The following is a 13,828-nucleotide window of genomic DNA, read 5'->3' as shown; positions in this document are numbered from 1 at the left end:
TCTATCTTTTTTAATTAATATAAATATTTTTGAATAACCTGTTTAGGATCCTTACCTGCTCTGATTTTCAGTTCAAGTTCAATTACGACATCTGCCATAATTGATTGCGGATCAATTACCTGATATGGATGATTGGGAGCCTGTTCCTGTGCTAAAGAAAGCTCGGTACAGCCCAGTAATATAACATTACAACCATATTCATCATGCATCTTGCGCAAGATGGAATGATACAATTCAGCATCAACTACGCCCTTTTGTTTAATATTAGAATAAATTAGTTTCGTAACTAGAGGCTGAATCTCTGGACCACCAAGTTCAGCACTACGATTCACTTTATTTAGCTCATCTACATACAGATGATCATAAATTGACCCTTCAGTTGCAATAAGTCCAATCTTCTTTTGCTCAGGAAATTTTTCCACGAAATTGTGTACCGCAATTCTCATCATATGCAAAAATGGAATATCAGTTAAATTAGCTAAGTCATCATAGAAATAATGTGCCGTATTACATGGCATTACGAAAAAATCGGGTTGCAATGTGGCCTGTTGCAAAAAGTCTTCCCGCAAAGCAGTAAAGAAGTTCGGTTTAGTATGATCCTTAATATAAGTTGTTCGATCAGGGACTTGCGCATCATTAACTAAAATATAATTCAAATAATCCTGATCACAAGTAATTTCCATTCGATGATTAATTGAACGGATAAAGCTTTCTGTTGCAATCGTTCCCATTCCACCAATAATTGTAAAAAAATGCTTCATTTTACTATTCTCTAACTATAAAAGTGACCATTCTGGTCTTCTAATTCATTAATCACTTGCTGAGCAACCGTAATATCCGATGGATAAGGCGTATTCACACCTCGAATTTTTTGAAAACCATCTTCTCCTTTACCACAAATTAGCACGACATCACCTTTGTTTGCCATACTAATAGCATCATTGATTGCTTTAAGTCGGTCTAATTCGATTGTTACATCTACTTTGGTATGATCAATTCCTGCATCAATCTCTTCAGCAATTTCCTTAGGATCCTCAAATCCAGGATCGTCAGTTGTCAAGAATACTTTATCAGCAAACGCATTTAAGCTATTACTAAAACCTGGTCGTCTTGATACTCCTTTATCTCCAGGAGCTCCAACTACCACAATAATCTTAGGATTATTAAATTCTCGGCGCATAAAGCCCATTAAGGCCATCATTGATGCCTCATTATGCGCATAATCAACCACAACCACACCATGACTTGCAGTAATTTCCGTTTGCATTCTTCCTGGAACTGTTACAGTACTAATTCCTTTAGCAGCGTCATCATGTGCCATCCCAGCTAATCCCGCGCCAATTACAGCTGCTGTCCCATTCGACTCATTAAAATCACCTAACATCTTTAACTGATATTCACCAGCAATTGGTAATTCTTTAGCCTTATCACTAACACAAAGTACTTTAAATTTAGTCCGAGCCATATCAATTTCTTCCGAAGAGTAACGAAAATCAATCGGATGTTTTAATTCTGGATTAGTATAATTTTCATCAGCAAATAAATAAATACTATCTGGTGCAGTAGTAGTAGTGGCTGCTGCATATACCTCATTAAAATTGTTGGTCTGGGCATTAATAATACATTTACGCGCGTTAACCAATAATTGTAACTTACAGTGTAAATAATCTTCAAAATTAGGATGCTCGTTGGGACCAATATGATCTGGCGAAATATTTAAGAAAAAGCCTAAATCATAGGTTAAACCAAAAACCCTGTTCTTCTTATAAGCCTGACTAGAAACTTCCATGACTAGATGAGTCATCCCATTATCTACTGCTGTGCGCATATCACGGAATAAATCTAAAGACTCTGGAGTTGTTAAGCTTGATTTAAACGTATCAACTTTTTTTTGACCCACAACGTTGTTAACAGAAGAAATTAAAGCCGTTTTGCCATCATTAATTTGATCTAGCATCCCTTTTAAAAAGTAGGCAGTAGTAGTTTTACCCTTTGTACCAGTTACTGCAACCACATATAAGTCATCTTGCGGAAATCGGAAAAAAGCAGCAGATAATAATGCCATTGCCTTGGAAACATCACGTACAATTAATGCGTGCATGCCCTTGCCTTCTGGGTAAGGTTGTTCAGCTACATAACAATTAGCCCCATTAGCTTTAGCCATTGATAAATATGTGGGACGAAAACCTGCCCCCTTACAGAAAAACAAAGTGTCCGTTTTAATGTCACGTGAATCATAGGAAACATATTCCATCTTGGTTCTAACCGTATCTTGAACTGCACTTGATTTAAGTAAATGATGTTCTTTTAAAATTAAAATACAGGTATTTAAAGAAATACTCATGTTATGCCCCTTCATTTTTGTCTTAGTCAAAATTATAACACAGCTAACTATCAGTTTTTTGTATTCTTTGGATTTAATGGTAAATAAATGATAAATCGCGTCCACTTATCATTAGATTCGCAAACAATTTTACCATGATGTAAATCAACAATACTCTTGGTAATAGATAAGCCTAAACCAGTGCCACCAGTCTGTGTATTACGTGAAGGCTCTACCCGATAAAATCGTTCAAAAATTTTTTTCAAGGAATCTGCAGGAATTGCTGCACCATTATTTTCAACACGTAACTCAACTTCATTATTGTTAACTAAATTAGCAATCAAATTGATTTGAGTTGCATCTGTACCATATTTTAAGGCATTAGCAATTAAATTGTTATAGACCCGTACCAATTTTTCTGGGTCTGCCTGAATTGTCAAATCTTTAGGTCTAGTTTCAATATTAAAAGTTATGCCCTTTTCGTGCGCTTCAAATTCAAAGCCAGCTGCAACTTGTTCCAACATTGAATAAATATGTAAGGGCGCAAGTTGCAGTTTAATATTAGTTGATTTCAACGTTGTATACTCAAGTAAATCATGTGCTAATGATTTCATTTGTTCTGCTTTCATATAAGCAATATTTAAGTATTTTTGTTGGTCGGCTGGATTAGCCACACCTGACTTTAAAAGCCCTAAATAGCCAATAATAGATGTTAAAGGCGTTCTAATATCATGAGATACATTACTAATCAATTCATCTTTTGAATTTTCGATTGCTTTTTCTTCATTAATTGCGTTAACCGTACTAGCTACTAATGAATTTATGGAATCAATTACTTTTTGTAAATCTGTTTTTACCTTAAATGAAATCGTATGATCAAAATGACCTTGAGCAATATAATGCAGTTCTGAAATAACATGACGCAATTGCATTTGGTGATAACGTCTGATTAAACGCCAATATAATACTAATAAATCACCCAGACCCATAATAACCAAAAAAGTATTTTGCCAAGACCACAAATGACGACCACCAGCAAAGGTGACGGTTTTTTTTAAAAAGTAAATGCCATTAGCCAAACTTTTATTTTGTAAAATCGTTAAATTTATTAAAATATCAACTGACAGATTTAATAATAGTAACAAGACTACTGTTATTACGCCTTCAGCAAACAACTCACTTTTTTCTGTGGCCGTCAGCTTAACACGTTCTTTTTTCATCTACTTAAGCCTCAACCTTATAGCCAACGCCCCAAACTGTTTGAATCACATCCTCACCATCAGTTGCTTTTTGAATTTTATCACGTAAATGTGACACATGAACCATTACAGTCTTAGCTGAAACGATTGATTCCTGTTGCCAAACTCGTTCAAAAATTTCATCAGCAGAAAAAACACGATTAGGATGACTAGATAGCAAATATAAAATGCCAAATTCTAGCGCAGTCAATTGAATATCCTTACCCGCTATGGTCTTTACCTCATGGGAGTCACGATTAATAACTAGCGGACCAATTTCTAATACATCAGGTTCATCGTCTTTAACTTGCTTTTGACTACGCCGCAAAAGCGAACGTACCCGTGCCATTACTTCAAGTGGATTAAATGGTTTAGAAACATAATCATCAGCACCAGTTATCAATCCTTGAATTTTGTCCATGTCGCCTGTCTTAGCTGAAACAATAATAATAGGGATATCGGAATCTTTACGAACTTCCTTAATTACGTCAATTCCACTCATATTGGGCATCATTACATCTAAAATCATTAAAGAAATATCAGAACTAGTGGTGAGTTTAGTTATCGCTTCTTTACCACTATAAGCAACAATTGGCGTATAGCCTTCATTTTTAAGGTAAATACTTAATAATTCAACAATTTCTTTATCATCATCAACTACTAAAATTTTCATCAGGGTCATTCCCTTCTCTTTTATGCATAATTATTCTTATTTAATTCATACTCACCTATAGTGTAGCAGAATTTGGCTAATATTTTAGCTTATTTAACAAGAAACATCTAATTATTCATACTTATCTTTAGCTTTTTATAAAATTCTTTAAATGATACTCAAAATTTATAGCAAAAGCAACTTATACCTAAGCTATAAATTGATAATAATTTAGTTACTTATTCAATAATCCTTAAAAGTTAACCTATTAAGTAGTTTAAAGTATTAAAAAACGGCAAATTATTAAATAATCTGCCGCTTAATTAGGTTAAGACCAAAGTATAATTAACTTTAACAGTTACCATGTAATTATAAAATTTAATAATTAACCCTTAATTTATATTATAGGCATTAATTTTTATTTTCAACATGCCGAGTTGACTTTAGAGTAAATGCGACAACTAAGCCAATAACTGCCAAAATCAAAGTGAAATATAGGCCATAATGTACACCATTAGTAAATTGTGCGGCTTTATCAGTGCCTTGGTAAGTATTTTGACCCCAACTTAAAAAACTAATCGCAAGAGCGGTGGCAACGGCGCCAATAATCTGTTGCATAGTATTTAAAATAGTACTGCCATCAGCTGATTCTGTCCCTTTTAAAGCATTCAAAGCATGGGTTTGTGCTGGGGACATCGCTAAGGGACAACCAATCATTATAATAATATGAGTTACAATAACATAAATAATACTTGAAGTGGGATTTGAAAAAATTAACATGATTAGCCCAATAATAGCAATAGTAAAACCTGATACAGCAGGTATTTTTGCTCCTACAGAATCATATAGTCGACCTGCAAAAGCTGACACTAAGGCGTTGATAATTCCACCAGGTAACATAATAATTCCTGTCAGGGCAACAGGCAACAATAGACTTCTTTGCAAATATTGTGGCAACAAATACATTGCTGATAAAATAATCGCAAAATCCAACATAACACAGATTGCCCCCTGTGCAAAAGCTAATTTCTTAAAAACGTGAAGATTAATAATTGGTTGTTCTAAATGTAATTTACAATATGTGTATAGAAATAAAACAATCGCAGCAATAGCTAACATTAATAAAACAGTTGGCGCCGTCCAGCCCATATTTGAAGCAAAGCTGACTCCCATTACTAAACTAGCAAATCCCACAACGGATTCAAGTAATGAAAGAATATCTACCTTTGGTCGAGTAATTTTACCAGTATTGGGTAAGCCAATAATAGCACAAATTAAGGCTACTACTAAAAAGGGCATAAAAAACCAAAAAATCCAATTCCAAGTTAACTTACCCAAAATAATACCAGTAATAGTAGGGCCAATCGCTGGCGCTAGCATAATGACTAGGGCACAAACACCCACCGCAGTCCCCATTTTAGATGACGGGAAAATTAGCATCGCTACTGTAAACACTAAGGGCAAGATTAGCCCTGTCCCTAATCCCTGAATCATTCGACCTATTAATAAAATTATAAAATTAGGTGCTGTAGCAGCTATGATGACGCCAAATATAAAATCCAGCAAACCAATAATTACGATTTGTCTGGTAGAAAACCACTTAGTTAATAAACTTGAAAAAGGCAAAATGACACCAATTACTAACATATAGCCGGTAACCAGCCACTGAATAGTACCTGAATTTAGCTGAAATGATTTCATTAATTGTAGTAGTGCAATATTTAATGAGGTCTCTGATAGCATGCCCACAAAGGCGCCTATAATCATACTCATCATTGCCAACCAAGGGCGCTGAACTTTGCTTGATTATTTTCCATAAAAAACTCCTTTTACATTTTGTGCTTCTAAGCGCAACTTGATTATCTTATCAAAAAGAAAATTTCTTCGTAAGTTTTTTATTTAATTAAAAATCATATTCTAGCATCAAAGTCAGGCTTTACTAGCTAAAAATTACTTTTAACAAGATAGTAAGATAAAAGCCACTATAAAAGGATCAAACTCTTAGAGAGCTTGACCCTTAATTAAATAATTTTTATTCTATTTCCTTTTTACCAGTATACAATTCGTAGTAGTAGCCCTTTTGCTTCAGCAGTTGCTCATGATTACCTGCTTCAATAATATGACCATGATCAAGTACTAAAATCAAATCAGAATTAACGATTGTAGATAATCTGTGCGCAATAACAAAACTTGTTCTACCAGCAAGAAGATTGTCCATCCCCGATTGAATCAACTGCTCTGTCTGTGTATCAATGCTTGAGGTTGCCTCATCTAAAATCATTACTGGCTCATCTGCAATCATTGCTCGCGCAATACTTAATAATTGCATCTGTCCTTGCGACAAATCTCCGCCTTCACCATCAATAACAGTTTGGTAACCCTCATCTAAGTGATGAATAAATTCATCGGCATGAGACAAATGAGCTGCTTGATAGACATCATCATCACTAGCATTCATATTACCAAAGCGAATATTGTCCATTACCGTTCCTGTAAACATATGCGTTTCTTGTAAGACAATCGATAAAGAATGACGTAAATCATCTTTTTTAATCCGTTTAATTGGAATACCATCATAAGTAATAGTTCCTGAATCAATTTCATAAAAGCGATTGACCATATTAGAAATCGTTGTTTTACCTGCACCAGTTTCACCAACTAAAGCGACCTTCATCCCTGGTTTTGCATCTAGCGAAATATCATATAAAATTTGTTTGTCAGGAGCATAGCTAAAGTCTACGTGGTCAAAAACAATGTGGCCTTTAACAGTTACCTGCTTAACTGTTCCATCATTTTGTGGCACATTCCAATACCAGGTGCCCTTAACCTTTTCATCTTTAGTTATTGTTACATCGCCATCATCTAGTTCAACTGGTTGATCTTCTAAATCAAAAATTCTTTTTGCACCAGCTAAAGCCATAACTATTGAATTTAACTGCTGAGAAATTTGTGCAATTGGCATAGCAAATTGTTTAGATAGCTGTAAAAAGGCCCCAATAACACCTAGTGATAGAGGTGCAATATGGTTAATGGCAACTGCGCCGCCAATAACCGCAATTAGTACATATAACAAGTTGCCAATATTACCCATAATTGGAAATAAAACCGTTGAATAAGTATTAGCCTTACCAGCTGCATTTTCTAGCTCTTTATTATAAACTTCAAAATCTGCTTCTACTTCTGGTTCATGACTGAAAACTTTGATAACTTTCAAGCCGTTAAGCATTTCTTCATTATAACCATTAACTTGACCTAATTCTTTTTGTTGTAATTGGAAATAATGCGCTGATCGTGACGTCAAAAATCGTACAACACCAATTGATAATGCAAAAATTATCAAAGTAAAAATCGTTAACTGCCAACTCAAGCTAATCATTGCTGCTAACACGAAAACAATATTTAATAAGGAATTCATAAATTGTGGAATTGATTGCGAAATCATTTGCATTAAGGTATCAATATCATTGGTATAACGACTCATAATATCGCCAAAATCATTTTCATCAAAATACGCAATTGGTAATATTTCCATATGCTCAAACATTTCGTTACGAACGCGATATTGCACCTTTTGAGCTAAAACTCCCATTAACATCGTAAAAAAGTAGCTAGCAATAAAGCCAATGGCATAAAAGCCAAACATTACTACAATTGCCTGCCATAAAGGACCAAAATCAGGATGAGATTGTTTAAGTAACGGCATTATGTATTCATTAATTAAACGTTCAATGAATAAAGAACCCATAACGGTTGATCCAGCTGACAAAATAATCGCAATTATTGACGTAATCAGCATCCAGGGACTGGTATTGGCAACTAATTTAAGCAACCGTAATAAGGTGGTTGAACGCTTACCAGTCATCTTCTTAGTTTCTACTGCTTTATCCAAATTTATCACCTACTTTTTCTGTTCTTCTTGGAATTTTGCAATTGAACTGTATAAATCATTACGTTCCATTAATTCATCATGCGTGCCAATATCCTGAATTTTACCTTCATCCATTACTACAATTCGGTCTGCATCTTTAATTGAAACAATTCTTTGTGAAATAATAATCTTGGTAGTATCTGGCATATTTTTAGCTAGAGATTCTCTGATTTCTCGCTCCGTTTGAGTATCAACTGCTGAAGTTGAATCATCCAAAATCAAAATTTTGGGTTTTTTAAGGAGGGCACGAGCAATCGTAATTCTCTGCTTTTGTCCACCAGAAACATTGCTACCACCTTGTTCAACCATTGTATCGTATTGATTGGGCATTTCACTAATGAAATCATCTGCATGAGCAATTTTCGCAGCAGCTAAAATCTGCTCATCAGTTGCATTTTCATTACCCCACTTTAAATTTTCTTTAATCGTTCCCGAAAACAGAACATTATTTTGTAAAACCATCGCTACATTATCACGCAGTGTTTTTAAATCATATGATTTAACATTGTGCCCAGAAACTCTGACAGCTCCTGAAATTGTATCGTAAAGCCGCGGTATCATTGCCACTAGCGTGGATTTTGAAGACCCTGTTCGACCGATTATACCAAGAGTTTCGCCTGACTTAATATTTAAATTAATGTCACTTAAAGCTAAATTTTTATCTTCTTGATCATATTTAAAGTTGACGTGATCAAAGATTACTTCACCATTAGTTAAATGCGTTAGTGGTTTACGTGGATTTTCAATTGATGGCTTTTCATTGATTACATCCGCAATTCTTCGCCCACTAGCTGCCGAAATAACTAATTGGGTAAAAATCATTGCTAAAATATTTAAACTATTTAAAACTGAATTGGAATAGGAAAACATTGAAATAAGTTGTCCTGGTTGTAAGCTACCGCCAACAATTTCTTTCGCTCCAAACCAACAAATAGCTAAATTAGAAATATTCAAAACGGCCATAACAATCATTGAATTGAGCGACATAATCTTTTGCGCTGTAGAAAATAATTTATAAATAAAACCTGACGTTTTTTTGAACTGGTTTGTTTGTTGCTCTTCTTGCACAAAAGTCTTAACTTCTCTAATGCCCCGAACATTTTCACGCACAACTTCATTCATCCGATCGTATCCCCTAAATATTTTGGGAAAATAAGGATTAACACTTTTGATAACCAAGGCCAGTAGAAGAATAAAAATTGGAGCAATTACCACAAAAATTAATGATAGCCGTGGACTAATAATTAATGACATAATTATGGAAACGACTAGCATCATTGGTGCTCTAACTGCAATTCTAATTAATATTTGATATGACATTTGGACATTATTAACATCAGTTGTCATTCTCGTTACTAAACTCGCACTAGAAAATTTGTCAATATTTTCGAACGAATAATCTTGTACATGATAAAACATATCTTTGCGCAGGTTAGCAGCAAACCCAGCCGCAGCATGGGCCGAAACATAGCTAGCACTCGCTCCTAAAATAAGAGAAGTAATTGTAATTGCAAACAGCACCAAACCCCACTTAGTTATATATGGCATATTACCCTTCATAATTCCATTATCGATTAAAATACCAACTAAATATGGAATCAGCATTTCTATAATAACTTCTCCGGTAACAAATAGCGGCGACAGCAAAGACAATCTTTTGTATTGCCTAATAGATTTACGCAGCGTATTAATCATTAAATACCTCTTTCTATTAAGTCAAAATGACATTTATACTTTTTCTAAGAGCAATTTATTTTAAAAAGGATAAACAGACTCATCGGTGTCTGTTTATCCTTTTTATATATAAAGTTATTTAAGTATAGCTCTTTTCTTGACAAAAAGCACTTTATTTGTTTCTGGCTACTGGTGAAAAGACCGAACCAATCAGTTCATAATGTCTTCTAAATAACCAACGAATACCATAAACAACAATTGCAATAATAATATTAGCTGCACCAGGTAATATTGGATTTATTACTTTTAGTGCAGGTAGCGACAATAGCCACATCAAAGCTAGTAACCCTAAAATCATTGTCACTAGACCTAAAATCAACTTAGACCAAGGAATTTTATTGCTTTTACCAGTTGCAGGCAAAATTAATTCATTATATTTGGTCATCAGTGCTCCCATACCAGCGCCGACACTAATTAAAGTTAAAATGCCCATTTGTGCATTGGCTTTAGAATTAGTCTGAAAGAGTGCTAGTACCCCAAAGATACCAACAAAAAGTACCACATAAATTAATGCACCATCAACTGCATATTGCCAAAAGGGAATATCTGCAGCTGTTTTCTCTTTTGGCTTAATTAAATCAGCTGCTTTTAATTTTGGCGACATTGTATAAAAATTAGAAGCTGGTCGCCCATGGTGTTGTGCTAGCACTATTTCAGGCAACAGTAAGTCAATACGCTTTTGCGCTTCTTCTTGGCTCATTTTACCTTGGGTTTCTAACTCTTTTTGTAAACGAAAAATATAATCAGCATTCTTTTTACTAAGTTCTTTTCGCAGTTCCTGGGAACTCATCTGTTTAATTTGATCATCTTTATTTTGAACCGCAACTTTTTCTTTTAATTTTTCTTGCTGATTTGCATCAATTTTTGTTTGCTCAGCATTTTTATTTTCAGCCATTATCTTTTCCTAAACATTAAATCTAAACTCAATAATGTCACCGTCTTGCACTTCATAATCTTTCCCCTCAAGACGCAACCTACCAGCTTCCTTGACCTTCTGCATGGTCTCATATTTATTTAAATCAGCAAATGAGACAACTTCTGCCCTAATAAAGCCTCGTTCAAAGTCAGAATGAATTACACCAGCAACTTGGGGTGCCTTCATGCCTTCATGAAAGGTCCATGCTCGTGTCTCTGGTCCACCTGCTGTAAAGAACGTACGCAATCCCAAAAGATGATAAGCTGCTCTAATTAGTCGATCCAATCCTGACTCACTCACACCCTCGGCTTCTAAAAATTCAGCTTTTTCATCCTCATCTAGACCAGCAATTTCTTCTTCAGTTGCTGCAGAAACACCAATGCAACCAGCATTTTCACTGTCAGCATGCTTTTTTACAATTTGGTAATATTGGTCAGCTTCAGGATTAGCCATTGCTTCTTCTGCAATGTTAGCAACGTAAATTACCGGCTTAGCGGTTAACAAAAATAGACCCTTTACTATTTTTTCTTCTTCATCATTAAAACTAATTGAGCGTACCGCTTTACCTTCTTCTAGAACGGGCTTAATCTTTTGTAAAACTTGTAATTCAGCCTTAGCTTCTTTGTCTTTTTGCTGCGCTAACTTTTTAACTTTATCAATGCGCCGATTAACTGCATCTAAATCTGAAATCGCTAATTCTAAATTGATTGTATTAATATCTTCTTCAGGATCAACTTTGCCAGTAACTGAAGTAATATTATCATCTTCAAATGACCGGACTACATGGATAATTGCATCAGTTTGGCGAATATTTTCTAAAAATTTATTGCCTAGTCCTTCACCCTTAGATGCGCCTTTGACCAGCCCTGCAATATCAGTAAACTCAAAAGTAGTATGGACAATTTTTTTAGCAGGAACTAATTCTTGGATTCTAGCTAATCTTTTATCCGGTACCTCAACCATCCCAACATTTGGTTCAATGGTAGCAAATGGGTAGTTAGCCATCTCAGCACCAGCTTTAGTAATTGCATTAAATAAAGTAGACTTCCCGACATTAGGTAAGCCAACAATTCCAGCAGTTAATGACATATTTATCCTCTTCTTTTTATCAAAATCACTTATTATCTTGGATTAAATTTGGTTGAACTATTGTATTTTTTAGCTCATATTGTTCATTTTTCAAATTGACCGGATCATTAGCCTTAGCCAAAATTTTTTTGAAATTATGGACAAATTTTGAGCGTGGCATCAAAACAATATGACCACAGCCCATACATTTCAAACGAATGTCCGCACCTAATCGCAAGATTTCCCAGTTATTAATCTTACAAGCATGTGGCTTCTTCATCAATACAGTATCAGCTAAATTGTATTGAATATTTTTATTCATCAAGATCAACACCTAAAATATCAAGAATTCGATTCAATTCATCAACAGAAGAAAAAGAGATAGCTAAACGTCCGCTGCCCTTTTTACTTTCAGAAATATTAACATTCGAACCTAACTTATCAGCTAAACGATGTTCGCTAGCCTTAATAAACGCTGATTTTTGCACTGCCTTTTTATGCGTTTTTTGTGAGTTCAATTTGGCAACAAGTGCTTCAACTTTACGCACAGGCATGCCTTCTTTAACAACCTGTTTGGCTACTTCATCAATTTTGTCCTTATTCTTTAACCCGAGCAAGGTCCGAGCCTGCCCCATTGATAAATCACCATGCTGTAACAAATGCTTAGTTTTATTAGGCAAGGTCAATAAGCGTAAATAGTTGGCAATATATGGACGTGACTTACCCATACGCTTAGAGACTTCTTCTTGTGTCAAGCCGAGATTTTTTTGAAGCATATCGTACGCTTGAGCTTCTTCAAGCGGGGTCAAGTCCTCACGTTGTAAGTTTTCTAAAACAGCAACTTCCATCATCTGGCTTTCAGTAAAAGCACGAACAATTGCTGGAACCGTAGTCTTTTTAGCAATCTTAGATGCCCGACAACGTCTTTCACCTGCAATAATTTCATAGCCATTTACAGATTTACGCACAATAATCGGTTGAAAAACTCCATTTTCTTTGATGGAATCAGCTAGTTCCTTCAAAGTTTTTTCGTCAAAATTACGGCGAGGTTGATATGGATTCGGTCTAATCTCACTTAAGGCAAGATCTTGAATTTCCTCTTCAGCTTCTTCAATCTGCGGCTCATCCTCAAATAAAGCCTCGATGCCCCGTCCTAAACCGCCATGTCTTTTGGTTTCCTTACTTTTTGAGTCTCTTGCCATGGTTATTCAGCACCTCCCTAGCCAAATCATCATAAACTTTTGCCCCCCGTGAATTAGGGGCATATTCAGTAATTGCTTCACCATAGCTGGGAGCTTCAGCTAGCTTAGTAATTCTTGGAATAATCGTCTGATAAACTTTATTTGAAAAATACGACTTAACTTCTTTAACTACTTCTGCTCCCAAGTTGGTTCGCGCATCTAGCATTGTCATAAGTACGCCTTCAACACCCAAATCTTTATTAAAATGCTTTTGAACCAATCGAATTGTATTTAGCAGCTGGCTTAAGCCTTCCATTGCATAATACTCACTTTGAACGGGAATCAGAATAGAATCAGAAGCTGTGAAAGCATTGATTGATAATTGCCCTAAAGACGGGGGACAATCGATAAAAATAAAATCATAGTCTCCACTTACTGTATCTAAAGCGGACTTCAGGCGCGTTTCTCGAGCCATCATACTAATCAATTCAGTTTCGGCTCCTGACAAATTAATTGTAGCCGGAACCAAATCTAGTTTGGCAGTTGAAGTATGGAAAATCGTGTCTTTTAGTGGTACATCGTTAATTAAAACACTGTAGATATCTTCATCGATTTCTGACTTTTCAATTCCTAACCCAGAAGTTGCATTGCCTTGAGGATCAATGTCAACAATTAATACGTGATAGCCACGTTTGGCAATCGAAGCTGCCAAATTAATGGTCGTCGTCGTTTTGCCAACCCCACCTTTTTGGTTAGCCACCGAAATCACACTTACCATATTCTCCATG

12 protein-coding genes are annotated in these 13,828 nt (G+C 35.3%); all 12 read right to left on the bottom strand.

Annotated elements, in window-relative coordinates:
• Nucleotides 1–14: 14 nt before the first annotated feature.
• The 12 genes from F5ESL0230_RS01115 to F5ESL0230_RS01060 all read right to left on the bottom strand — a co-directional run bounded on the left by F5ESL0230_RS01115 (nt 15) and on the right by F5ESL0230_RS01060 (nt 13,818).
• Nucleotides 15–761, bottom strand: coding sequence for an aspartate/glutamate racemase family protein (locus F5ESL0230_RS01115; protein WP_122021253.1), 747 nt, complete (start codon nt 759–761; stop codon nt 15–17).
• Between the two features lie 11 nt (nt 762–772).
• A complete protein-coding gene (locus tag F5ESL0230_RS01110; protein ID WP_122021252.1) occupies nt 773–2,344 on the bottom strand; it encodes a UDP-N-acetylmuramoyl-L-alanyl-D-glutamate--2,6-diaminopimelate ligase in 1,572 nt (523 codons plus the stop codon).
• Nucleotides 2,345–2,394: 50 nt separating this feature from the next.
• Entirely contained in the window at nt 2,395–3,543 is a 1,149-nt protein-coding gene (locus tag F5ESL0230_RS01105) for a cell wall metabolism sensor histidine kinase WalK (RefSeq protein WP_090093715.1), read from the bottom strand.
• A gap of 4 nt (nt 3,544–3,547) precedes the next feature.
• Nucleotides 3,548–4,234, bottom strand: a complete 687-nt coding sequence (locus F5ESL0230_RS01100; RefSeq protein ID WP_090093716.1) for a response regulator transcription factor — start codon at nt 4,232–4,234, stop codon at nt 3,548–3,550.
• A gap of 390 nt (nt 4,235–4,624) precedes the next feature.
• Nucleotides 4,625–5,989 carry a DHA2 family efflux MFS transporter permease subunit gene (locus F5ESL0230_RS01095; protein WP_122021251.1) on the bottom strand — a complete coding sequence of 455 codons (1,365 nt, stop codon included), beginning with the start codon at nt 5,987–5,989 and terminating at the stop codon, nt 4,625–4,627.
• A gap of 256 nt (nt 5,990–6,245) precedes the next feature.
• Nucleotides 6,246–8,075 (bottom strand): ABC transporter ATP-binding protein, encoded by a 1,830-nt coding sequence (locus tag F5ESL0230_RS01090; RefSeq protein ID WP_122021278.1) that lies wholly within the window; start codon nt 8,073–8,075, stop codon nt 6,246–6,248.
• 36 nt (nt 8,076–8,111) lie between these two features.
• Nucleotides 8,112–9,836, bottom strand: coding sequence for an ABC transporter ATP-binding protein (locus F5ESL0230_RS01085; protein ID WP_122021250.1), 1,725 nt, complete (start codon nt 9,834–9,836; stop codon nt 8,112–8,114).
• 151 nt (nt 9,837–9,987) lie between these two features.
• Nucleotides 9,988–10,770: a DUF1129 family protein gene (locus F5ESL0230_RS01080; protein ID WP_122021249.1), complete on the bottom strand. Its 783-nt coding sequence runs from the start codon at nt 10,768–10,770 to the stop codon at nt 9,988–9,990.
• Between the two features lie 9 nt (nt 10,771–10,779).
• The gene (ychF, locus tag F5ESL0230_RS01075; protein WP_118898266.1) at nt 10,780–11,880 is read right to left on the bottom strand and encodes a redox-regulated ATPase YchF; all 1,101 of its coding nucleotides are present in this window, start codon (nt 11,878–11,880) and stop codon (nt 10,780–10,782) included.
• Nucleotides 11,881–11,905: 25 nt separating this feature from the next.
• Nucleotides 11,906–12,181 carry a DUF951 domain-containing protein gene (locus F5ESL0230_RS01070; RefSeq protein ID WP_090093727.1) on the bottom strand — a complete coding sequence of 92 codons (276 nt, stop codon included), beginning with the start codon at nt 12,179–12,181 and terminating at the stop codon, nt 11,906–11,908.
• On the bottom strand, nt 12,174–13,061 hold the full coding sequence (locus F5ESL0230_RS01065; protein WP_090093728.1) for a ParB/RepB/Spo0J family partition protein: 888 nt from the start codon (nt 13,059–13,061) through the stop codon (nt 12,174–12,176). The genes F5ESL0230_RS01070 and F5ESL0230_RS01065 overlap by 8 nt, the downstream gene beginning before the upstream one ends.
• The gene (locus F5ESL0230_RS01060; RefSeq protein WP_118896590.1) at nt 13,039–13,818 is read right to left on the bottom strand and encodes a ParA family protein; all 780 of its coding nucleotides are present in this window, start codon (nt 13,816–13,818) and stop codon (nt 13,039–13,041) included. The genes F5ESL0230_RS01065 and F5ESL0230_RS01060 overlap by 23 nt, the downstream gene beginning before the upstream one ends.
• Nucleotides 13,819–13,828 lie beyond the last annotated feature (10 nt).

The organism is Lactobacillus sp. ESL0230 (genome assembly GCF_003692805.1).
Lineage (GTDB): Bacteria > Bacillota > Bacilli > Lactobacillales > Lactobacillaceae > Lactobacillus > Lactobacillus bombicola.
The sequence above is the reverse complement of the archived record's forward strand: the minus strand, read 5'-3'. Positions and strand labels throughout refer to the sequence as shown.

What these genes read in the sequence shown, in the direction of transcription:
- F5ESL0230_RS01115 (WP_122021253.1), bottom strand. Translation starts at nt 761, where the DNA reads ATGAAGCATTTTTTTACAATTATTGGTGGAATGGGAACGATTGCAACA.
- F5ESL0230_RS01110 (WP_122021252.1), bottom strand. Translation starts at nt 2,344, where the DNA reads ATGAGTATTTCTTTAAATACCTGTATTTTAATTTTAAAAGAACATCAT.
- F5ESL0230_RS01105 (WP_090093715.1), bottom strand. Translation starts at nt 3,543, where the DNA reads ATGAAAAAAGAACGTGTTAAGCTGACGGCCACAGAAAAAAGTGAGTTG.
- F5ESL0230_RS01100 (WP_090093716.1), bottom strand. Translation starts at nt 4,234, where the DNA reads ATGAAAATTTTAGTAGTTGATGATGATAAAGAAATTGTTGAATTATTA.
- F5ESL0230_RS01095 (WP_122021251.1), bottom strand. Translation starts at nt 5,989, where the DNA reads ATGATGAGTATGATTATAGGCGCCTTTGTGGGCATGCTATCAGAGACC.
- F5ESL0230_RS01090 (WP_122021278.1), bottom strand. Translation starts at nt 8,075, where the DNA reads ATGACTGGTAAGCGTTCAACCACCTTATTACGGTTGCTTAAATTAGTT.
- F5ESL0230_RS01085 (WP_122021250.1), bottom strand. Translation starts at nt 9,836, where the DNA reads ATGATTAATACGCTGCGTAAATCTATTAGGCAATACAAAAGATTGTCT.
- F5ESL0230_RS01080 (WP_122021249.1), bottom strand. Translation starts at nt 10,770, where the DNA reads ATGGCTGAAAATAAAAATGCTGAGCAAACAAAAATTGATGCAAATCAG.
- ychF (WP_118898266.1), bottom strand. Translation starts at nt 11,880, where the DNA reads ATGTCATTAACTGCTGGAATTGTTGGCTTACCTAATGTCGGGAAGTCT.
- F5ESL0230_RS01070 (WP_090093727.1), bottom strand. Translation starts at nt 12,181, where the DNA reads ATGAATAAAAATATTCAATACAATTTAGCTGATACTGTATTGATGAAG.
- F5ESL0230_RS01065 (WP_090093728.1), bottom strand. Translation starts at nt 13,061, where the DNA reads ATGGCAAGAGACTCAAAAAGTAAGGAAACCAAAAGACATGGCGGTTTA.
- F5ESL0230_RS01060 (WP_118896590.1), bottom strand. Translation starts at nt 13,818, where the DNA reads ATGGTAAGTGTGATTTCGGTGGCTAACCAAAAAGGTGGGGTTGGCAAA.